22 protein-coding genes and 1 pseudogene are annotated in these 20695 nt (G+C 43.0%); 18 read left to right on the top strand and 5 right to left on the bottom strand.

Going from position 1 to position 20695, the window contains the following annotated elements:
- Positions 1-195 precede the first annotated feature (195 nt).
- Positions 196-1182 carry a GNAT family N-acetyltransferase gene (locus ASG93_RS33295; protein WP_056839415.1) on the bottom strand — a complete coding sequence of 329 codons (987 nt, stop codon included), beginning with the start codon at positions 1180-1182 and terminating at the stop codon, positions 196-198.
- A 267-nt stretch (positions 1183-1449) separates the two neighbouring features.
- On the opposite strand from ASG93_RS33295, the gene ASG93_RS33290 reads away from it, so the two are divergent.
- From ASG93_RS33290 to ASG93_RS33250, 10 genes and pseudogenes are all read left to right on the top strand, one after another.
- Positions 1450-2889, top strand: coding sequence for an ABC transporter substrate-binding protein (locus ASG93_RS33290; RefSeq protein ID WP_082615246.1), 1440 nt, complete (start codon positions 1450-1452; stop codon positions 2887-2889).
- A gap of 254 nt (positions 2890-3143) precedes the next feature.
- On the top strand, positions 3144-3989 hold the full coding sequence (locus ASG93_RS33285) for a WD40/YVTN/BNR-like repeat-containing protein (RefSeq protein WP_056839413.1): 846 nt from the start codon (positions 3144-3146) through the stop codon (positions 3987-3989).
- Between the two features lie 17 nt (positions 3990-4006).
- Positions 4007-4210 carry a WD40/YVTN/BNR-like repeat-containing protein gene (locus ASG93_RS33280; protein WP_056839411.1) on the top strand — a complete coding sequence of 68 codons (204 nt, stop codon included), beginning with the start codon at positions 4007-4009 and terminating at the stop codon, positions 4208-4210.
- A gap of 160 nt (positions 4211-4370) precedes the next feature.
- Positions 4371-5339 (top strand): ROK family protein, encoded by a 969-nt coding sequence (locus ASG93_RS33275; protein WP_056839409.1) that lies wholly within the window; start codon positions 4371-4373, stop codon positions 5337-5339.
- A gap of 302 nt (positions 5340-5641) precedes the next feature.
- A pseudogene (locus ASG93_RS37370) lies at positions 5642-5755 on the top strand (glutamate--tRNA ligase family protein); the annotation flags it as partial.
- 7 nt (positions 5756-5762) lie between these two features.
- A complete protein-coding gene (locus tag ASG93_RS36890; RefSeq protein WP_056839407.1) occupies positions 5763-5984 on the top strand; it encodes a hypothetical protein in 222 nt (73 codons plus the stop codon).
- 206 nt (positions 5985-6190) lie between these two features.
- On the top strand, positions 6191-6856 hold the full coding sequence (locus ASG93_RS33265) for a stalk domain-containing protein (RefSeq protein WP_056839406.1): 666 nt from the start codon (positions 6191-6193) through the stop codon (positions 6854-6856).
- A 90-nt stretch (positions 6857-6946) separates the two neighbouring features.
- The gene (locus tag ASG93_RS33260; protein ID WP_056839404.1) at positions 6947-8110 is read left to right on the top strand and encodes a serine hydrolase domain-containing protein; all 1164 of its coding nucleotides are present in this window, start codon (positions 6947-6949) and stop codon (positions 8108-8110) included.
- Between the two features lie 278 nt (positions 8111-8388).
- Positions 8389-9981, top strand: coding sequence for a DUF5050 domain-containing protein (locus tag ASG93_RS33255; protein ID WP_056839402.1), 1593 nt, complete (start codon positions 8389-8391; stop codon positions 9979-9981).
- 320 nt (positions 9982-10301) lie between these two features.
- Positions 10302-10826, top strand: a complete 525-nt coding sequence (locus tag ASG93_RS33250; RefSeq protein WP_056839400.1) for a 5' nucleotidase, NT5C type — start codon at positions 10302-10304, stop codon at positions 10824-10826.
- 288 nt (positions 10827-11114) lie between these two features.
- On the opposite strand, the gene ASG93_RS33245 is transcribed toward ASG93_RS33250, so the two are convergent.
- Positions 11115-11666, bottom strand: a complete 552-nt coding sequence (locus tag ASG93_RS33245; protein ID WP_056839399.1) for a Gfo/Idh/MocA family protein — start codon at positions 11664-11666, stop codon at positions 11115-11117.
- An 879-nt stretch (positions 11667-12545) separates the two neighbouring features.
- On the bottom strand, positions 12546-13115 hold the full coding sequence (locus tag ASG93_RS33240) for a TetR/AcrR family transcriptional regulator (RefSeq protein ID WP_056839397.1): 570 nt from the start codon (positions 13113-13115) through the stop codon (positions 12546-12548).
- Positions 13116-13380: 265 nt separating this feature from the next.
- Here ASG93_RS33240 and ASG93_RS33235 point away from each other — a divergent pair, with 265 nt between their 5' ends.
- The 6 genes from ASG93_RS33235 to ASG93_RS33215 all read left to right on the top strand — a co-directional run bounded on the left by ASG93_RS33235 (position 13381) and on the right by ASG93_RS33215 (position 17617).
- Entirely contained in the window at positions 13381-14031 is a 651-nt protein-coding gene (locus tag ASG93_RS33235; RefSeq protein ID WP_056839395.1) for an FMN-dependent NADH-azoreductase, read from the top strand.
- Positions 14032-14748: 717 nt separating this feature from the next.
- Positions 14749-14883 (top strand): hypothetical protein, encoded by a 135-nt coding sequence (locus ASG93_RS36885; RefSeq protein ID WP_268796077.1) that lies wholly within the window; start codon positions 14749-14751, stop codon positions 14881-14883.
- A gap of 196 nt (positions 14884-15079) precedes the next feature.
- A complete protein-coding gene (locus ASG93_RS33230; protein ID WP_063892018.1) occupies positions 15080-15364 on the top strand; it encodes a hypothetical protein in 285 nt (94 codons plus the stop codon).
- Between the two features lie 365 nt (positions 15365-15729).
- A complete protein-coding gene (locus ASG93_RS33225; RefSeq protein ID WP_056839541.1) occupies positions 15730-16512 on the top strand; it encodes a squalene/phytoene synthase family protein in 783 nt (260 codons plus the stop codon).
- A 221-nt stretch (positions 16513-16733) separates the two neighbouring features.
- On the top strand, positions 16734-17045 hold the full coding sequence (locus ASG93_RS33220; protein ID WP_056839393.1) for a VanZ family protein: 312 nt from the start codon (positions 16734-16736) through the stop codon (positions 17043-17045).
- 143 nt (positions 17046-17188) lie between these two features.
- Entirely contained in the window at positions 17189-17617 is a 429-nt protein-coding gene (locus ASG93_RS33215) for a hypothetical protein (RefSeq protein ID WP_056839391.1), read from the top strand.
- Between the two features lie 286 nt (positions 17618-17903).
- Here the strand turns inward: ASG93_RS33215 and ASG93_RS33210 are convergent, their stop codons facing one another.
- Both ASG93_RS33210 and ASG93_RS33205 read right to left on the bottom strand, forming a co-directional pair.
- Positions 17904-18413: a dihydrofolate reductase family protein gene (locus ASG93_RS33210; protein WP_056839389.1), complete on the bottom strand. Its 510-nt coding sequence runs from the start codon at positions 18411-18413 to the stop codon at positions 17904-17906.
- Between the two features lie 45 nt (positions 18414-18458).
- Positions 18459-19355, bottom strand: coding sequence for an alpha/beta fold hydrolase (locus tag ASG93_RS33205; RefSeq protein WP_056839387.1), 897 nt, complete (start codon positions 19353-19355; stop codon positions 18459-18461).
- Between the two features lie 263 nt (positions 19356-19618).
- On the opposite strand from ASG93_RS33205, the gene ASG93_RS33200 reads away from it, so the two are divergent.
- Both ASG93_RS33200 and ASG93_RS33195 read left to right on the top strand, forming a co-directional pair.
- Positions 19619-19960, top strand: a complete 342-nt coding sequence (locus ASG93_RS33200) for a winged helix-turn-helix transcriptional regulator (RefSeq protein ID WP_056839386.1) — start codon at positions 19619-19621, stop codon at positions 19958-19960.
- 291 nt (positions 19961-20251) lie between these two features.
- Complete coding sequence (locus tag ASG93_RS33195) at positions 20252-20533, top strand: hypothetical protein (protein ID WP_235551050.1); 282 nt, start codon at positions 20252-20254, stop codon at positions 20531-20533.
- The last annotated feature ends 162 nt before the right edge of the window (positions 20534-20695 follow it).

The raw sequence follows: 20695 nt of genomic DNA, 5'->3' as shown, positions 1-20695 counted from the left end.
TCTACTGCTAGTATACCCTTATCATATGCGAGTCGAGTCTGGAAATCGTGGGAGAAAATAGCTTAAATCAAACTTTCCATGAGATAAGCAGTTTGCTTTTCAAAATGAGCGTCTAATGCTGCACGGTCTCATAAAGCGAAAGCCATTAACTCACTACAAACTGCCGCTTCTTTCCTGAACGATTGCACTGCATACTTATCTGAGCTCGCACACCATCTTGTAATTCCCGGGCTCCGCCCGGAAACCGATCAGATCACGGTTAATTCGTAGCATTGGACCATTCATTGAATCGTTGTGTGTTCTCAAATAAGGGACACCGCATGCGCGGGCTGTTTGCACGCCGAGCATCTTTAAGGCAAGTGCAATACGGCGGCCACGGTATTCTGGAAGCACGCCGGTGTACTCATGATACATCGCCTGAGTTTGCTCGTTCTGCTGAAGAGTGACAACCCCGATGTAGCGATCACCATCCTTGGCGATATGGATCCATTCCGGGCGTACACCGCTTTGTCCGATGCTCCACTTTTTCCATTCTTCGAACCAGGGAAAGCTGCCGGAGTAACCCGGTATATCGGGATGCGTGACCTTATAGAGCTCATACAGCTTTCTCTCGTTCGCTTCCCCTGGCTCTTCCGCTAATGTGACGAACCGGATTCCAGATCGCTCCGCCTTGTTAATTGAATCATACAGCTTGCCGCCATCAAACGATGCCAAATCCAGAACGGATTCGAACGTGTGGCGTTCCTTTACGTAACCGCGACTTTCCGCAAAAGCTAACGACCGGTTGTCTGTCTCCCTCATGAAGTCAATTAGGCGAGAGGCTTTGACCTCTACAGCCCATTGACGAAGCGAAGCATACAAGGCTCTTCCTACCCCATTCCCACGGCTTTCTGGGTGAACTACAACGGTATGGATTAATGCTCCGGGCTCTGTCCATGGAGCTCGCCAAGCGATTGCGTAGGCGACGACTTGTCCATCCTCATCTTCAGCTACCCATTTGGGACGGTCCCATCCCATCAGCTCGCCCACTTCATTGTAATGCAATTTGCCTGGAGGAATTTTGTCCTCGTCTTCCTTCAGCCGTTTAGCCGTTATTGGCTCCGACCAGATCATATTCAGCAACGGCGCAACCGCCACAAAATCGTCCGGTTGTCGCATCCTTCGGATGACAAACTTTGGCATCTTCTCCAACCTCCACCTTATTCAAGTAAACTCCCTTAGACATTATCCCATGCCCGGAAGCTCACTTCATGGTAAAGTATGGATATAAAAAAGATTATACGTGGTTGCTGAGAATCGGAAGGCTTCCCGATAGCGTACAGTTTGGAGTCCGCCAAATCGCGACACAACATTCTTCAACTCTACTAAATTTGGAATAAATTGTATTTTAATTCCGATATGTGTATGATAGTGAAAGAATGGTAATAGAAACAATGTGGAGGGAATCAAATGAAACGTTGGATGTGTACACTCGCTGCGATTGCGGTAACTGCCTCGCTGACAGGGTGTAATTTTTCGGAGAAGGCTAGCGGGACTTCAAGAGAAGCCGGATCGCTTAAGAAGCTGGGGGAAGACGAGAAAGCAACGATTAAAGTGATGTATTATGACAAGAATTCCTTTTACCAACAGTACGGTAATCTTTTCATGGCCAAAAATCCGAATATTGACGTAGAGGTCGTTTCGAATCAAGGCATTTATGGGCCCGGCAAAGATCCTCAGGAAGCGCTTGATAAACTCATCGATGAAGAAAAGCCGGATGTTCTCCTTGTTAACGGGACCGACCAGCTAGAAAAGTTCGTACAAAAAGGACGTCTGTATGCACTGGACGATGTCATAAAGCAAGATAAATTCGATGTGGAGCATATCCTTCCAGCTACACTGGAAACGATTAAGCTCAAAGGCGAGGGCAAGCTATATGGACTTTCACCAGACTTCTACAGTCAGGCTCTTTACTATAACAAGGATCTATTCGAGCAGTATGGCATAGAGCTTCCGAAAAATAAGATGAGCTGGGAAGATGTCATTAATCTCGCCAAACGTTTCCCGACCGACGGTCAAGGAGATCAGCGTATATACGGATTTTCCGCTTACTCTTACATGCGTGAAGGAGTCGCCTATCAATATATGAACAGCATCGGCACGACGCTGGGTCTGTCTTTCATCGATCCTGAGCAGATGAAGTTGACGATTCAGACAGATGCCTGGAAGAAGGCTCTGCAGCTTACCGTCGACTCACTAAAATCCGGTGCGTTGTACATACCAAAAAATCAAAATGCCGATTCTAATGCACCGCGCATGTACGAGGATTATCTCAAAGAGAATTTGTTCGCCATGGGCAAGGTTGCGATGACTATTGACGGCAACTATATGATGCAAAATCTGCAAGAGGCCAAAGACCGCCTGAAAGATGTGAAGCCTGTCAATTGGGATATCGTCACGATTCCCGTTGATCCTCAAAATCCGGACTTTTCTAACAGTATTTCCGTTTCTAATGTATTCGGTATCAATGCCCAATCACCCAATACGCGGGCAGCCTGGGAATTCTTGAAATATATCAACAGCGATGAATTCGCTAGAGTCATGTCCAAATCTTCGAGCAGCCTGATGACCCGCACCACTTACTCCAAAGAGAGGAACGGTCATAATTTAGAGCCATTTTATCTCCTGAAACCTAATCCTGACAAGATTACTAAAGGCTACGAGAAAATCCCAGGTGGTTTCTACCAGCCGTTCAGTATGCTTGCCAATCAAGAAATTCAAGCAGTCATCGATGGGGAGAAATCGTCTGATGAAGCACTTAAGACGATTCAAGATAAAGGACAAGAACAATTACAGCAAGCCAAACAAGCGGATGATGCCCAGAAAGCGGCTCAGTCCAAGCAGAAATAAAGCCAAGAGGATGGTAAAATGCTCCAAATAGATTAGTAGACGTCGTCCCACTTTCAAATCCCCAACGTTGACCTACTTACCGAACTATTTGGTATAACATCATAACATCCTGATGGACAATATTATTCTATAATTCGAAATATTTGTTGCTTTATCGTTAACTTTCGGATCATGGTTTACGTCTAAGATTTTGAATACTAACGTTTGGATGTGAAATCCCCGGAATCAACTCAGAATCAATAACGGAGGAAACAATGTTGAAAAGCCGATTAATCTCAATTGTATTGCTTATATTGGTATTAACCGCCTGCAAGAATTTGCCTGTCACCACTACAAATGAAGTGTCTACAGTACCTGCGACCACGAAACCGCCTGGAGAGGATACCTCAGTTGTATTCTCTTCCACTCATCCTCTTACTCACGCCCCCACAAAACCAGAAACCAAACGGCAAATACGCTATGCCCACTTTCTGGACGAAACGCACGGATATATTGTTACATCTGGACAAAAGCAAGCATCGGATGGCTGGCATTGGGCCGATCATAAGCTGCTTTACACAGATGACGGCGGCACGCATTGGGCGGATCGTTCTAGTCTCTTGGTGACCGACATTAACTCTATCACGTTCAGTGATCTAGAGCACGGCTGGATTGGAGCAACAGACGGTTTGTATCATACAATCGACGACGGAAAGACGTGGGCCAAATTAAGCGTCTCCGGCATGCAGCAGGTGAACCGCGTACAAGCGTTTGATCAAAGGCATCTTTTCTTATCTGGCTATAAGGACAAAACTGGTTTGTGGGGGAGTGCTACACTTCAAAACGATACGTTTCTTCGTACCGAAAATGGTGGGCAAAGCTGGGAGCCCGTCTTGAGTCCATGCGAAAAGACAAATGATAACGGGCGGCAAATTTTACATTTCGCAACGGTTTCAAGCGGCGTAATGGTATGTAACGGAGAACCTGCGACGGCAATGTCGGAGAGAAGCTATTTTCAATCGACTGATGCCGGGAAAACGTGGAGTCTTGTAAACAAGCCAAAAATCGAAAGTGGTCACGTAGAAGATCTGTTTTTTTTAGATGAAAGCGAGGCTGGCTAGCCACACAGAGAGGTGGTTTGTCAGAAACGACGGATGGTGGGAAGATGTGGACTTGGATCAATCCTCCTGCTGATGTGGAATATGCGACTGCCCCGCAGTTTTTTTCGGAACAAAGCGGGATCGCGATTTTCGGTGGTTACGGAGATTCAGCACTTTTTAAGACGAAGAACAACGGGAAAACGTGGACAAAACTTTATCCAACTGATAGTGGTGAAAAGTAACTAACGTGAGCGAACGTGAACCCCACGAAACCACGAATTTCATTACTGCGTTGCTTTGTCGTGTTAAAGTGTTTGGATTGATTTAAGAGACATTAGATCATCAAATAATATCTTACAAGTAATTTACAATATTTGTAAATATATGAGGGCGGAGATAGCTATGAGTAAATATGTTATTGGAATTGACCTTGGTGGAACAAATATTAAGTCCGCAATTTTCAACATGGAGTTTCAAAGAATTCACGAAAGAAGTGACCCCACGGAAGCAGCAAAAGGACCTACTCATGTGTTAAACAGAATTAAAGAAATTGTTCAAGAGATGATGTTGTTCGAAGGAATCAATCAAACTTCTATTAAGTGCATGGGTATGGGAATCCCTGGTTTACTTAATCCAGATGAAGGTCTATCCATATTTTCACCAAACTTTCCAGGTTGGGAAAACATTCATGTTGTGAATCAAATGAAAAGTAGTTTTGACTTTCCCGTTTTTATCGACAATGATGTGCGGGTAAATATGTATGGTGAATGGCTGTTTGGTGCAGGCGCTGGTTACAAAAACTTGGTATTGATCACGTTAGGTACCGGTTTAGGGTCAGGTATTGTAAATGATGGAAAGGTTTTCTATGGTATAACATCTAGCGCGGGCGAAATTGGGCATATGAATATGTACCGGGAAGGTCGGCCTTGTCGTTGTGGAAGCTCAGGCTGTCTAGGGAGATACGTGTCAGCAATAGGAATGGTCAAAACCTTTACAGACAAGCTTGAGGAAGGTCGGTCAAGTATCGTATTGCAATGGGTGGGGGACGATCGGACGGCAATTACTGCCCGTATGATCTCAGAGGCATACGATCTGGGAGATTTACTTGCAATTGAGGTTATGCATGAAACAGGAAAGCTTCTTGGATTTGGTCTTTCGAATGTAGTAAATCTATTAAATCCAGAAATAATTATAGTTGGTGGCGGAATGTCGGCAGCTGGTGATCGCTTGTTAGATTCAGTACGTGAAACCGTAGGAAATCATGCTTTAAAGCTTTCTTCCCATGCTTGTAAGATAGAACAAGCGGAATTAGGTGGACAAGCTGGCATGATCGGCGCGGCTGCATATGCGAACAGTAAGATGCCTTCATAAGCTAATCTAATTTTTGTGTAGTTGTTAAACTAACGGAAACGTTAGCTTAATAAAGCCAGATAAACAAAGCAGTCACTTCATCGACCTGCCTTGATTTTGAACAAACGATAGGATAGAAAAGATGACGAATTTCTCCTTTTTAATGCGGAGAACAAGAGTTTACAAAAAAGGAAATTATTTGTTATCATTAAGCAATAATCAAACGCGATGATGAGAAGAGTAGGGAAAAACGTTCTTGCACAGAGAGCTCCGGCAGCTGAAAAGGAGCAAAGGAGCATCAAACCGAAAATTTTTTATTTAGGCTGATCAATGAGGAACTTGAAGTTAGTGCATTCGGAAGGTAGATGTGCACACGATTTCCTCCCGAACCCAATGGTTATCTCCATATAGGAAGCGCCTACGCCATACACACGAATTAATGATTTGATCAACCCTAAATCGATTGTTATTTTAAAGGATATTTTGCTGGAGCCTATCGTTGAACATACGCTTATGGCACAAAAATACCAATTTTTCCGCCATGGCTACTTCTGTGTAGATACGAAGCTCACAATTGGCGACAGACTCGTATTTAATCGCATAGTTCCGTTGAAAGATACATGGAACAATAGTGAGCCCACTGCTATAAAATTATTACATTTTTGATGGATTGAGGGACCTGCTTCTTAGCAGTTCCCCATTTGTTTAGTTCAATAAAAAACACGAGAAGGCTGCCGATGATCATTGTTCGGCAGCTTTCTCAACTATCGGGCAGGTTAGTGCATGCGTGTAAGAAAGTTATAAAGAATGGAAACTTTTTACTTCCTCCCTGCGTCTTAGTTTAAAGAACTACATGTTGGGAGTGATGAGTTTTGAAAAAGTTTGTTTTAGGTCTAATTTGCGGAATTGGTTTAACAGCGACAACTGCCGTATATGCCTCAGACACAATTCAAGCGTACTTGTTTCCTGCCAAATTTGAATTTAATGGTGTGACCAAAGAAGTGGATAGTAAGGAATATGTAGTATTGAATCACCAAGGTCATGCATATGTACCTATTCGTTTCGTAGCTGAAAATATGGGGGCACTCGTAAAATACGAACATGAAACGAAAACCATTTTAATCGAAAACACTAATTTAAGTAAACAGTTGACGTTAGATAAAGAATTTCTTACCTTTGCTTCTGAAGGCAAAATCAAAGGTATCGAGTTCGGATTAGGTGCAAATAAAAATGACGTAATTCAAAACTGGGGAGAACCACATCAAATTGGTTCCTGGCAAACCGAATTTTATAGATGGCATAGTTACTATTTCTTTTTTTGGAAACCTGATGAAAATGCTGGTGCGATTAGAGTTAACGGGAATGTGATACCATATCGTTTAAATGAAGTTAGAGATATTATCGGGAAACCACTCTCAGAAGGTGAAGGTGTTGACGGCGGATGGGCTTATGTGTATCAAGCGGGTGAATATCAGGTTTTCTTTAATGCTGATTCAAAAGAGGGACAAATAAGTTATTTAACATTAAAGAAGAAATAGATGAATTGGATGGAATATAAGGGTTCGGAACCCTTATGGAAGATTATGTTATAATAATGGTTGAAAACGTTTCTGGGAGGGGATAGGAAAATGAACCCAAGTAAGCGACTGAATGAGCGGTTGACTCCGCTGCTGAAGAGCGTCATGGAAAAGGGACCTGCCGGCTGTGCTTGTACTGTTGTTCGGCGGGGAGAAGTTGTATATCAGGAAACCCTGGGTTATGCGGATTTGGAGAAGAAGAAGGAGATCACTCCGGATACTATCTACCGGATCTATTCGATGACTAAGGTGATTACCTGTGCAGCGGCGCTCATGCTTTATGAGAAAGGACTTTGTCTGCTTAACGATCCGTTGGAGGAATACCTGACGGAGTTCAAAAGTCCGCAGGTGTACCGATATAACGAATACGGCGCCAAGTCATTATCTCCTGCGGCGAGCCCGATCCGGATCAAGGATCTTTTCACGATGTCCTCCGGACTAACTTACGGCGGGGACAGCACGGAAACCGAACGACAAACCCGTACATTCATGGAGAATGCTGTTGCGACCGTAGACATGCAAGCTTTGTCCAAAGCGTTGGCATCCGTTCCGCTGGCTTTTGATCCCGGTACGCACTGGAAGTATGGTACAAGCCATGATGTCTTGGCTGCATTGATCGAAGTACTATCCGGACAAACATTCGGAGAGTTTCTGCAGAAGGAAATTTTCGATCCGTTGGGGATGACCGACACCTCATTCCGGATACCGGACGAGAAGCGGGTTCGTCTATGCACCATGTACGATCGTGCAGAAGACGGCACGCTTACCCCTAATACAAGGATGGACGCCCACTATCAACCGGGAAGTCGTCATGAAAGCGGCGGAGGCGGCTTGCTTTCGACGATCGGCGATTACAGCCGGTTTGCGCAGCTGCTGGCAAAGGGCGGAGAGCTGGACGGAGTGCGGATTCTTAGTCCCAAAACGGTTCAATTGATGGCGACCAATCATTTAAGTCCACAGCAGCTCAAGGATTTCAACTGGCCGCATATGAATGGTTATGGCTATGGTTTGGGGGTCCGTGTTATGATCGATCCTGCAGCCGGCGGCATCAACGGCTCGATCGGTGAATTTGGCTGGGCCGGTCTAGCCGGGTCGTACTTGTTGATCGATCCGAAGGAAGAATTGTCTGTCGTGTACATGCAGCAGTTGCTTCCGAGCCTTGAGCCCTTCATTCATTCCCGACTGCGGGCTGCCATTTACGGGGCATTGGACTAAAAAACTGAAAAACATCGAATTAGATAATCCCTTCCCATATTGGGACGGTGATAATTACAGGTGTTGAAGGACAAAAAAGTTTTGAAGTAATTAGGCGTTCACTCTACTTGGTGAACGCTTTTTAAGTAGAAAGTATAAGTTTGATACTTTTGCTTCGCATCTACCTTGATAAACGCGCTCGTCCCTGAAAAACGACGGAGTCGTTTATCCTTGGTAAGGTGGGAGAGATATCCGAATTCGTCCAATATTAGTATTTTTTGATGTTAGGGGGAGTGGGATTGAAGAATAAATTGGCTTTATTCGCTCTAATCGGATCGCTGAGCTTGCCTATGCTTGCCCATACCAGACAGGCGCATGCCAATTCGGCGGATGTGAAGGTGACTATTCCAGGATATAAGGTGAAATTGAATGGACACCTGGTGGATAACGCGTATCGCGAGTACCCCTTGTTGGTTTATAAGGACATCACGTACTTCCCTATGACCTGGTACGATTCTCGGCTGCTAGGGCTGGAAGCCAGTTGGTCTAAGCAGGAGGGGCTCCGGATTTATCAGGGGCAGGTGGCTTCGGCCTATGCCTCTTACAAGTCGGATCACCGCAATGCGGCATCCTATCGCGCGGAGGTGCCAGTTTCGGCCATTACCGTGAACGGTCAGACAATCGACAACGCTAAGGAGGAGTATCCGCTCCTAAGCTTCCGGGATGTTACGTACTTCCCCCTTACCTGGAGGTTCGCACATGACCAGTTTAGCTGGGATTACATTTGGAATACGGTGGACGGTCTTTCAATTCAGTCCCATAACGCACAGCTGCAAACGGTAGGCCTTCCTGTATATGCCAGAGAGAACGATGTTGCCTTTTTCAAGGGATATTATTATTTTGTAGAGACAACGGACACGACGAACCATGTATATCGGGCTCCTGTGCAGACGCCGTCCGATAAGGAAGAGATTTATTCGTATAACATCAATACCTCTGAAGGACTGCAAAAGAATTTAACCTTTCAAATCCGTAACAACACGCTGTGGTTTACCTATCACCTCGGTGGAAATATTATGGGTAGCGACAAGTTCGTGAAAATCGGTGACGACGGGAAAGCTGTATTGATGCATTCAGGGTATTTGAACTTCCAGGACACGCCTTACGGCACGTTGATCGTCCTTCAAGGTGCTTCGGCGTTCGAAGGTGGCAACTTGTATTTGTTACCACCAGGGCTGGATGAGACGAGACGTAAGGGTGTCGGAGAGTCGGGCGTGAAATACGGTGTACATGCCACGTACAACGGCGGCGAAGGATATAGCAGCGATTCCTCCACCGCCATCTTTGGAGACGAAGTGTACGTACTGGCTTCACGCGGCCAATCCGACGCTAATAAAATTTGCAAAATCAACCTAAAAACGAATAAAAGCGCTATAATCGTCGACACAAGTGTCAGTTGGTTCCGGATTATCAATAGCAAGCTATACTATGTAAAAGACAAGGACAAAGCATTATATTCGTCTACGTTGGACGGAACGGGAGAAATGAAACTGTCCGACCATGCTGTGTCATGGTTTGACAGCATCGATGGCAATGTATACTACACAACCAAGAACGAAGCGAACCAATTTGATCTGTACCAGGCCGATCCGAACGAAGAAGACCCGCTCGTATGGATGACGCCAGTCTCCGAAGTGCAAGTGCTGAACAATCAACTCATCTGCCGACTTGGCGAAAAGGAAGACTACGGTGTCGTACTGCTGGACGGTTCAGGCCGTCTGCGACTAGAAGTGGCGGATCCGATTTCGCGCGTACTCACGTCTGACGAGGGAATTCTCGTTGCTACTTCAGGCGACTCCGGAATACAGACAATATCATTGACCGACAAATAATCGGGATAAAACAAGAGCGCTAAGCTAACGCTGGGCGTTAGCACAATAACAACAGGCTGCCGTCTTACTCGGCAGCCTGTTGAAGTAACGGAGAGAAGAGAGGAGTGATCAAAGTTATTCGTAAAATCATTGAAATATATCTCAGGGAACTATGACGGGAAATTTTATTGATTTTGCTAAAAGCCATTTGGAATTTGACCTTGCTGGAAACTTTCGAATAATATTAGCTGCGGCTTCCATTGGTACACTAATAGCATTAGCACTGTTTCATAAGAAATCTTGAATAATAAAATAAACTGTACATATTAAGGGGATTTGTTATGAAGAGAATTGCAATAGATATGGATGAAGTAATTGCTGATTTTATTCCCAAACAATTAGCACTTTTTAATCGAGAGTACAACGAAAATATTACAGTTGAAGACTTGAAAGGGAAAAAACTAAGAGAATTACGCCCTCAGTTGAAAGAAGAAATTATGAATTATTTAACCGAACCTAATTTTTTTCGGGATTTAGCAGTAATGAAGGATAGTCAAGAAGTAATAAAGGAATTAGGCGAACATTACGAAATTTTTATTACTACGGCTGCAATGGAGTTTCCAACATCATTTACAGCAAAGTATGAATGGTTAAAAGAACATTTTAGTTTCTTGAATGATATGAACTTTGTCTTTTGTGGTGATAAGAGTGTTATTAATGCAAACTATCTTATTGACGATAATGTAAGACATTTTAAAAGATTCCCCGGCCAGGGAATCTTGTTTACATCTCCACATAATATTAAAGAAACAGGCTATGTTAGAGTAAACAACTGGCAAGAGGTAAGGAATTATTTTCTCAAATAACGAAAGGTTCTTGTTGAACTAACGGAAACTATAGCGAAATGAGTATGACAGGAGCAGGCGCCACGGCGATCTACTCCTGGTCGTTGAAGTAAACGGCAGTTTACTAACATTTCTGTGTTCTAAGATTGCCTGCCGATCTTCGGAGAAAGCGAAAAGTTGCTGTTAGCATCCGGTACCCAGCAACTTAAAGAACCTGGCGTTCACCAGTTTCGGCGGCTTTTTGAATTAGATCAAGGAGTGTGTGAAGTTTTACTGCATCCTTAAAAGTAGGAACGTAATCCGTTCCCTCTAAAATATCCTTGCCGAATTTTTCGAGCGCTTGTGCAACATTGAGGATTGGTCCGCTAGGGATTGTATCAGGAACCCAACGATATTGATCCAAGAAAGCACTTTTCCGAGATATCCCTTAATAACCCGGTCTTTTACAAAGTTAACTTCAGGGGATTGTCTGGCTTGCAAACCAACCGCAGTGTGAACCTTTTTCTCCAATGCCAGATGATTCATCGAAATGGCTTGAGAAGTATTTAAACCTAAAGGCCATTCACAATAAACATGTTTTCCAGCATTGAGGGCTGTCATGACCGCATCGTAATGACCAAGAACCTTAACACTTACAATGACCATATCTACATCAGGATGTTGCGATAATACGTTTGAATCCGCAAATGCATGAGGAACCCCATATAAGGAAGCACTTTTCTCCGCACTTTCCATTCGAGTCGTACCGATTGCCGTAATTCTAAATTTTTGAAGCCGTTGCAATGCAGGAATGTGAGTTGAACTTGCCCATTGATTGTTAGCCGATCCCCCAATGATATCAACACGCATTTTTTTATCCATTTTTTTTATCTCCATTGCCGTATTCTTTAACAATCTGTAGTAAAAATTCCTTTTTTCATTCCGGTTTGCTTCAATCCATGAACAAAGTTGATAAAATGAAGTTCTTGATCATCGTATCGCCTAATCCCGTCTTGCCTTCCATCCAGACGTTTGGGTTTAGGAAGCACACCTATTTTTTCGTAATATCAGAGAGTATATGCAGAAATGCCAGTTAATTTCGACACTTCGCTGATTGAGTACATACTGAAAACCACCTTTAATCTAAGCGTGTCTAATTCCCCGCTGCTTGCTGGGGGAAGTCCATTTCGATATCAAATTATACGTATTAGAGTAAACTCGAAGTCAAGGGCTTTATGTTTTTTTTTTTTTTTTTTTTTTTTTTTTTTCAAAATGGCTCTAACCTTCTATCCACCTGTACTTCACACCTTATGTTCTGTTAAACATAACGCGCGCAGGAGTATTGGCGAGATGGTTTCGAGATACATGGTTCCGTCATTCCCATCCTTGGTTGTAAAGTTAAGATTACTCGTGTAATCTCCTGCTTTTCGCACTGTTTGGTGCTTATAGCAGAACTTGTCGTACTTTCTTGTTAGCGTAATAGCTATTTAGTGAGTTAAAAAACATGTCTAGCTCTTCTTTATTATTAAATATCAAAATGATTCCCCTCCTAAAAACAAAAAACGCCAACCAATTAAGGTTGACGCTTTAATCGAAAATATTTTTACGATGGCTATGCCTCAAGACAATCCTCTCCTTTCACACCCATAAAGTATGATGGAGTAGACAGAGAGGCGTGATTGTATAACCTATTTTTCAAAAAATGGACTTGTAGAGTTTCACCTTTTTAAAAAAATGATAGTTCACAGACAAACCAGGGATTTAGGTTAACTGAGATTCAACAAGCACCATCGCAGCGTCGTAAAAATTATGGCTATCAAATGTGGGCTTGTTAATATAGGCATCCACGATAGCACCACCATAAAGCATTTCTAGTTGTGCAGCTAAAGCTTCAGGATTCCTAGCCTTAGCTTGGCGGGCGATTTTTGCGATTTCGCCCTCATGATCGACACGGCACTTCAAAGCTGTCTGATGACCGAGATGCGCAGCATCGGGGAACTCAAGCAGCGTATTCGTGAAAGGACACCCTCGAAAATTGGGATGCTTTATGCTTTCTGATAATATTCGAATCAAATAGTGCAACTGCTTAACCGGCTCATCCGGGTACAGATTTTTTGCTTCCTCGACCTTGGAGAGGCTTCGAATTTGGCGTTGTTCCAGAAAAGCAACAACTAGATCATCCTTTGTTGCGAAGTTTCGGTAAAAACTGGCTTTGGCAACCTCTGATTCGGCAATAATCCGATCTATCCCTACGGCACGTATACCTTCTGAATAGAATAACTCGGAGGCCACATTTAAAATACGCTCCTTAGCGGATTCTTTTTTCTTCATAACAACCTTCCTCTCACTATAATGTCATATTTCTTACAGTTATAAAATTCAATTTGACACGAGACAGAACTGTCTGTATTATTTGATTACAAGTGATACAGACCTGTCTCTGTCATTTTAATAAAGAGCCTTGCTGCTGTCAAATTTATGATGAGCGTGGTGTATAAGGAGGATGCTATGCAAAGTTAAATAAAGGTGTACTCATAGAAGTCAGCAAGCAGTTTAACATTAACCATACAAAAAATGAAAGTTGAGGGAAATGATTATGACAACATTGCTGTATATAACCACTCATCCGCTTGACACCGATACCAATAGCCTATCTGTCAGCAGACAATTTATTAAGACATATCGGGAGGTCAATCCCAACGATACGATCATCCATCTGGGCTTGTATAAAGCTGACATTCCGCAAATTGATGCAGATCTTTTGAAACGTTGGGGACAACCGCCAAGTGGTCCGTCTTTTGATGAACTGAGTCCCGAAGCCAAGGAGAAAGCCGTTCGCATGAGGGAATTGGTCGAGCAATTCGTCTCGGCGGACAAAATTGTAATCGCAAATCCGGTATGGAACTTCTTATTTCCTCCTGTGTTGAAGGCATACATTGATGCGATTACTGTACCGGGCATGACGTTCAAGCAGGCTGATAACGGTCTTAGGGGATTAGGTGGCTTAGTAGGCACGGCAACCGGCAAAAAGATTGCTCACATTCAAGCTTCAGGAACCATTTTGTCACACGGAGACTATCAAGAATTGAATTTTAGCGACAGTTACTTGAGAGCGGTGATGAAACTCCTTGGCATTGAAGATTTCCAATCCATCTTTGTGGAAGGTGTCGCGCAATATAAAGAACAAGCGCAGGAAATCAAGAGCAAGGCCCTGCAGCAAGCAATTGAGCTGGCGAAGAAATTTTAAATCGAAAGCCAAGCGTAGAGGATGAACCCAATGCACCAATGACGAGGATCTTTTTCATACGACTTTGCCCCTAAACTTTTATATTATTATTTATATGGGCCGAATTCGTATATTTTGAATAACTTCCGCAAAGAAGGCACCCGATCAGGTGCCTTCGATTTCGCTCTATAGATGTTATGGAGAACCTTATCACAAGTAGTGGTAAAGCAGAGAGTTGAAGTGGTAGTTGATTTTAATGACATTGAAGAAAATGTTTCTCTTATAACTAACGATACGATAACAAATTGAAATGATGAAAAGCCTCTTTTAGGGGCTTTTTTGCGTTAAAATGTACTATCTAGTCCTTCAGAAAATAGCTGCAGTACGTTCCGTTCTATTGGAAGATGGTAATCCTCCTCTGGATTTGCCTGGCGATTCCACATGCAGTGTTTGTTACAATGGGTAGATTTGACCTATACCAAAGAAGATGATCAACTCATGGTTTCAATCTAAAGAGCTGTACGAAGGGGTTCTGGAAAGGACTTTTTACCTGTTACGACCACTCTCATGTCCCACGGACAAATAATGACCATGAGAGATTTTTCAGAAAAACGAAAACACGCCATCGGAGAATGACGGGACTCCGAAGTTGGAACGAGTACATCGTTCGCTCCGGAGAATGTGTCGTTTTTGTCGATGATGCTCTCCGCCAGAAGAATTTATTAAGCAGACTTCAAAGTGTTAGCTATGAAACTTTCCAAATCGAAAGACAAAGATGGTCTGTTCGGTTACAAGAAACAAAAAAGCGTCGTCGCTTTAGAAGAAATCCAGCAAAATACCTTAAAGAAACAGAAAACAAGTACTGTACGTTAATTGGTCAGTCGTAGTTTTTTTTGAAAAAAGATATTATGCAAATAATGATGAAGCTTCTTGAACAAACGGAAGACGATAGCACAATGACAGCAGGCTGCCGGCATAATGGCAGTCTGCTCCACTAACTGGCAGTTTAATACAACTTCCAATGTGTGGAAACGTATATAGATTATCAGCAACGAGTTGGAGGTTGATCATGACTAAACCAAAAATGGGACTAAGAATTGCTTGGATTATTCCAAATGTCTTAATGTATATCTTGTTCTTGGGTCTTACTGTATTTGTGTTCGCAAATACAAAAGGGTTAATTGATATGAATCGACCTGGTATTTGGTTAATCATGCTTATTTTGTTGCTAATGATTGCTTTGTTCAGTTCTTATCGCATTTGGAAACAAAAGGTTGTAGTCCAAACAAGGAACAAATTCACAAAAGTCGAGGGGAAATATACAGAAGCAATAAATGGAAGCACAACAAGTTAAGTAATTGTTACATGATTGAAATCTTATTTTCATGTGGCATAAATCATTTAAGATTATACTAAAAGTCGCCCCCCTTTAAAATATGAACTTAGACCCTCAGCCCGTTGTTGGGGGTCTCTTTTTGCTATTAAGCTAAAAGGCGGCTTAGTATATTTGGATTGACAATATCAACGTATGTTATCATGATATCAAGCTATGAATAAGTTAGAAGCTAAGCTATTACTTGGAGGGNCTAAAAGGCGGCTTAGTATATTTGGATTGACAATATCAACGTATGTTATCATGATATCAAGCTATGAATAAGTTAGAAGCTAAGCTATTACTTGGAGGGAAAATCTATTAATAACGTCGTTCTGAATGATGCAATGACCATGTTGAAGAAAACGAGCCGTACTTTTTATATTCCGATAAGTTACTTGGATTTAGGATTGAGGGAGGCTGTAACATCTGCCTATCTGTGTATGCGAGCTATAGATGAAATCGAGGATCATGATGAACTTACAGACCAATTGAAAGTGGATTTATTACTCGGGATACACGAAACATTCCAATCCCCACATAGTATCGAAGCAACACAAAAATTACTATCACCGTATGGGGCAGTATTACCGGAAGTTACAATGCAACTCGATGAGTGGGCGCTTCTTTGTCCAGCCTCTGGAGCTCCAATCGTATATCATTACATCGCAAAGATGTCGTTACAAATGGCCGAATGGGTTCAAAACGGGTGGAACATTCATACGGAAGAGGATTTRGACCGCTATACCTATAGCGTGGCTGGTATGGTTGGAGAAATGCTATCAGAACTATGGTTGTGGCATGACGGGACGCAATCCGATCTAACGAAGGCGATTGCCTTCGGAAGAGGACTTCAGTCGGTAAATATCCTCCGAAATAGAGTGGAGGATCTTAAACGTGGCGTTGACTTCTTTCCTGACGGTTGGGGATTCAAGGAGATGCAACAGTACACACGTCGCAATTTACAACTAGCYGACTCATATGTCGCAGACCTGAAGGAAGGTCCAGCGTTGAAATTTTGCAAGGTACCACTAGCGCTAGCTCATGCTACGGTAAACCTCATCGCTGTTGGTGGAAACAAATTAACGAGAGATGCGGTTCTAAAAATTGTGAGTCGTGTGACTGGATAACATGATTTTCCATATGTAGACGTAAATAAGAAGTAAGCCGGTATCCCAAGTAAGGGACTGCTTTTTAAATATATTNAGCTCATGCTACGGTAAACCTCATCGCTGTTGGTGGAAACAAATTAACGAGAGATGCGGTTCTAAAAATTGTGAGTCGTGTGACTGGATAACATGATTATATGTAGAAGTAAATAAGAAGTAAGCCGGTATTTGCGAGTACGTCTATGGATTCATTCCTTCGTTTTGGTATTGACCATCCTGCGTCAATCGCTTTTATCGCTAATATCATCTTATTTGTCCCGATGGGTTATTTGGTTCCGTTCGTTTTGCGAAAATCGTCGTTTCTAAAAACGATGGGTATATCTCTTGGAATAATTGTAGCGATTGAAATTATCCAGTATGTAACGAATTTAGGAGCAACGGATATCGATGATGTGATCTTAAACATGACTGGTTGCCTAATTGGATATATGGTGTATATGGTTTCAGTAGAATTGTATAAAAAATGGGACAAACGATTCCGAACATTAAGCTAACGGAAACGATAGTGGAGGAGCTTACCTCGCCGGCAGCGAGAGAGCAACATATAAATTCCAACATATGGTATAGTGGGGTGACAATTATATGTTGATGAGAGAGCAATTTGATTTAAAAAAACCAATTAAAGGCGGTTGAATAAATGAAGCGTAATTCGATGAAAAGAATTGCAATGTACTTGATTTATGCTGTTGTAATGATTGGTATAATTTCACTTGGGTTTAAGTATCAGAATTATTTGGATAATGAGGCACAACAAACGTATAAAATTAGTTCTACTCTAATTTTTGCAGTGATGTTTCCTCTCATTCTTGGGATTCTCTTTTCTGTGCCAAGTTTTTATCGTACTTTTCGGAAGCATGGAACTTGGAAGATTGATTGGGTTAAACTTTGTATTATAGGAATACCTTCACTTTATATCGTATTGATTCCCTTGTTTATGGTTTTAGGCTTAAATACAATTAAGTTACCTTTTGCGATGCTTTTATTTAATTCTGGACAAATATCATTTACCATTAGTGGCTTAGTTTTTGGTTATTTGTTATTGGGCGTATTCGAGAAGAACAACTAATTTCAATAAAACATGGATTTGATTTGGAGTGAAAAAGGTGACACAAATTCATAAAATAAGAGAAATAATTTGTCCTATAGAAAAACTGGCGTCATTGATACATTTCTTTCGGGGAACCTTATCATAGTGCGAACTTAGCTCGCTACGCTAACGGAAACGTTAGTTCATATTACATACACAACGAGGCTGCCACGGAAACGATCGACGGCCTCGTTGAACCGTAAAGATTTGATCATTGCTCAATTGCCCCACTCATACGTTTGGTGCGATCTACCTGGCTGCCGTTTTAATGACCAATCGCATAGTGTAATTGAACGACGCCGCTGCCGAGTGATTTGAAGTTCAACAACTCCACATCCTTGTATTGGTACTTCTCCGTGTCAATCAATAGATTGAGTCCCTTCCCTTCCAGTACCGGCGCGACATTGAATATGAGCTCGTCAACGAGCCCTTGCCCCAGAAAAGCATTGTGAAGGTCCGCGCCCCCCGAGATGAGGGCGGTTTGATAGCCTTTATCCTGCAGGTAGCTCAAGGCTTCGAACGGCGAGCCGACAACCGTCACACCGGGAATTTCTTTCACGGTTGCCGATACGACGACGATATCCATACCGGTAAAAGCACCCCCGCCTCCGCTCGCCAGCATCCCTTCAAACGTGCGCCTTCCGACAATGAAATTACCAGCTGCTTGAACATGTGCCGCAAAATCGCCGAGCGCTTCCTTCTTTGGGGGATTATTCGGACTCGATTGCGCGTAGTTGCCATTGCCTGTTAGTGTTGCCCATAGAATTGTTTTCATTAGATTAGCCTCCTAAAGTCGATAGAAATAACTGGTGATTATAATTCAGCCTAGCTTTCTGGATTGCCGCGATGTCCGTTCAAGGACTCTGCGGATGGATGCGACTACCCGGTCCGGCCGATCTTCCTGCACGTAGTGGGAGGCATCGTCTAACAACTCGGTTTCGTTCAATTTCAAATAACCTTGCCATTTAGCCATCTCTTCGGGTGGAAAGCCCGCGCTATCCTTCATCCCCCACAGAATCTGTGCTGGCAAATTGGATAGAACCGGAAGTTTTGCTTCGATTTCCGCGAGCCACGGACGCGCTTTTCGGATCTGCCTTGGGAATACCCATGTCGGTTTCCGGGATTTTGGGGTTGGGAATGGATCGGTGTAGGCCTTTCTCAAGATATCCGTGATTTTCTCGGAATGATAGATCCCATGCGGGACAATCTTCTTGGCGAAGAAGTTTCGCCTTGTCTGCAGCCAATACCCGAAGGGCCATCCGCCCATGGCAAACGAGAATAGCTTCATCGCAGGGAGCGTGGCCGGCCATGCCCAGGTATTCATCACGACAATTCCTCGCAGGTTATCACGGTACCTTACGGCGTAGTTAAATCCGATCGGGCCTCCCCAATCTTGGACTACTAGTACGAATTCCTTGAGATTCAGTCGCCGGATGAATTCGGTGACAGCCTCAGAATGCTCTTTTGGCGTATAGCCATAATCGGAGGGAGCTCGTGACATTCCGAGTCCCGGGTAATCCAATGCAATCAGACGGCATTCACCACTCAATTCTTTGATGACGTTCCGGTAAAGATACGACCAGGTGGGGTTTCCGTGTAGGAGAAGAATGACAGGCCCGTGCCCCTCGTCAACGTAATGAATCATGCCATCGCGATAAGGCATCCAGTGGTCCTTGAACGGATACTCCGATGCATCTACATCAAACGGTCTTTGCATTTATGCCTCCAATCTGCCATTGTTTTAAGCAGCGTTTTAATTTTCTTGGATATATCTAAATATTCAGATTATTATTGTGACTCAAAGCCCTATTAATATCGATTGAGCGCCCTGGTTGCGCGCACCACTCAGGGGTTGATATCGATATGAAGTAGAATTTTGTGTTATGGCTCTTCAATAAGACTACAACACTGTGGTATATTTGAAAAGTAGTTACAATAAAGTGCAATAGTTTCAAAAAATGAACTATGGAGGAAACGTCAATGTTGGATCGCTCTTGTATCGAAGCCATTGATCCTTTGCTGGAAATCTTGGATGGTAAATGGACCCTCCCTCTTCTATTAGAGTTGTTTGTCGGCACCAAGCGATTTGGAGAGCTGCGGCGAAAGCTACACCCGATTAGCCCGAAGACGTTAACGGATCGACTACGGGTGCTAGAGGAGAAGGGGATTATAACGCGCATGCAGTTCCATGGAGTGCCCCTGCACGTCGAATATGAGCTAACTGAGCGAGGGTGGAATCTGCAGCCTATTTTTGCGGCTATGTGGACATGGGTTCAGGAAAATGGCTTAAGTGCCGAGCGTGGGGGGGAAGAGATGGCATAGATGTGAATGTAACGAAGCACGGGAGCGCAGACGGTTGGGAGCAGAACTAATGATTGACACGATAGCCTCCGCTCATCTCGAAAATGCGGTAGGCTCTTTCAATTAAGTTAACAGGTGACGGCGAACTTTGCTGGTGACGGCAACAATCGCGCAATCGACGAATATCCGGATATTGACAATGATGGGAATCAAGAGTTGAATAAATGTTATCGGACAGACACCGCCACAGTAAACAATTGCTTTTAAAAGATTCCCCTTTTGGTAATCATATACCAAAAGGGGTGTTTTATATTGTGGATTATAAAAACAAAACATAAAAGAGATGAAGATGGTGGAACTGTAGCTCTAGAACTGGAAACCGATGATAAGCGTCTTGATGTTAATGTTAGATGGGATGGTTGTACAGAAATTCACGTATATTCAGTTACAGAAGAAAATCGTGAGCTTAAGGATACTTTCCACACATGTGATTTAAAAGGATTTATTGATACGTTGCAGACCCTTGATAACGTTTGTCAGGATTACTTTGGTGAGGGAAGTTATTGGGAACGGAAAAAAGATGAAGAGGAATAACGCACGTGTTGCAAAACAATAGAATATTCCGTTAATGACCCGCATAATGCGGGTTTTTGTTTACAGATAAGAATTTATATGTTTTGGGTTTGGGGTAAGCGAAGCTTACCCTTTATTTACCACAGAAGGTATAAGTTCTCGGTATCCCCAATAGGGATCTTT

Origin of the sequence: Paenibacillus sp. Soil787 (assembly GCF_001429545.1) — a bacterium.
Taxonomy (GTDB): domain Bacteria; phylum Bacillota; class Bacilli; order Paenibacillales; family NBRC-103111; genus Paenibacillus_E.
Note: the sequence above shows the minus strand (reverse complement) of the source record. Positions and strands in the feature narration are given on the sequence as shown.

Bases quoted from the DNA above. Each gene is read 5' to 3' on its own strand.
- ASG93_RS33290 (WP_082615246.1), top strand. From the start codon at position 1,450: ATGAAACGTTGGATGTGTACACTCGCTGCGATTGCGGTAACTGCCTCG.
- ASG93_RS33210 (WP_056839389.1), bottom strand. From the start codon at position 18,413: ATGAAAACAATTCTATGGGCAACACTAACAGGCAATGGCAACTACGCG.
- ASG93_RS33235 (WP_056839395.1), top strand. From the start codon at position 13,381: ATGACAACATTGCTGTATATAACCACTCATCCGCTTGACACCGATACC.
- ASG93_RS33250 (WP_056839400.1), top strand. From the start codon at position 10,302: ATGAAGAGAATTGCAATAGATATGGATGAAGTAATTGCTGATTTTATT.
- ASG93_RS33295 (WP_056839415.1), bottom strand. From the start codon at position 1,182: ATGCCAAAGTTTGTCATCCGAAGGATGCGACAACCGGACGATTTTGTG.
- ASG93_RS33260 (WP_056839404.1), top strand. From the start codon at position 6,947: ATGAACCCAAGTAAGCGACTGAATGAGCGGTTGACTCCGCTGCTGAAG.
- ASG93_RS33285 (WP_056839413.1), top strand. From the start codon at position 3,144: ATGTTGAAAAGCCGATTAATCTCAATTGTATTGCTTATATTGGTATTA.
- ASG93_RS33205 (WP_056839387.1), bottom strand. From the start codon at position 19,355: ATGCAAAGACCGTTTGATGTAGATGCATCGGAGTATCCGTTCAAGGAC.
- ASG93_RS33275 (WP_056839409.1), top strand. From the start codon at position 4,371: ATGAGTAAATATGTTATTGGAATTGACCTTGGTGGAACAAATATTAAG.
- ASG93_RS33200 (WP_056839386.1), top strand. From the start codon at position 19,619: ATGTTGGATCGCTCTTGTATCGAAGCCATTGATCCTTTGCTGGAAATC.
- ASG93_RS33230 (WP_063892018.1), top strand. From the start codon at position 15,080: ATGACTAAACCAAAAATGGGACTAAGAATTGCTTGGATTATTCCAAAT.
- ASG93_RS33215 (WP_056839391.1), top strand. From the start codon at position 17,189: ATGAAGCGTAATTCGATGAAAAGAATTGCAATGTACTTGATTTATGCT.
- ASG93_RS33245 (WP_056839399.1), bottom strand. From the start codon at position 11,666: ATGGATAAAAAAATGCGTGTTGATATCATTGGGGGATCGGCTAACAAT.
- ASG93_RS33240 (WP_056839397.1), bottom strand. From the start codon at position 13,115: ATGAAGAAAAAAGAATCCGCTAAGGAGCGTATTTTAAATGTGGCCTCC.
- ASG93_RS33220 (WP_056839393.1), top strand. From the start codon at position 16,734: ATGGATTCATTCCTTCGTTTTGGTATTGACCATCCTGCGTCAATCGCT.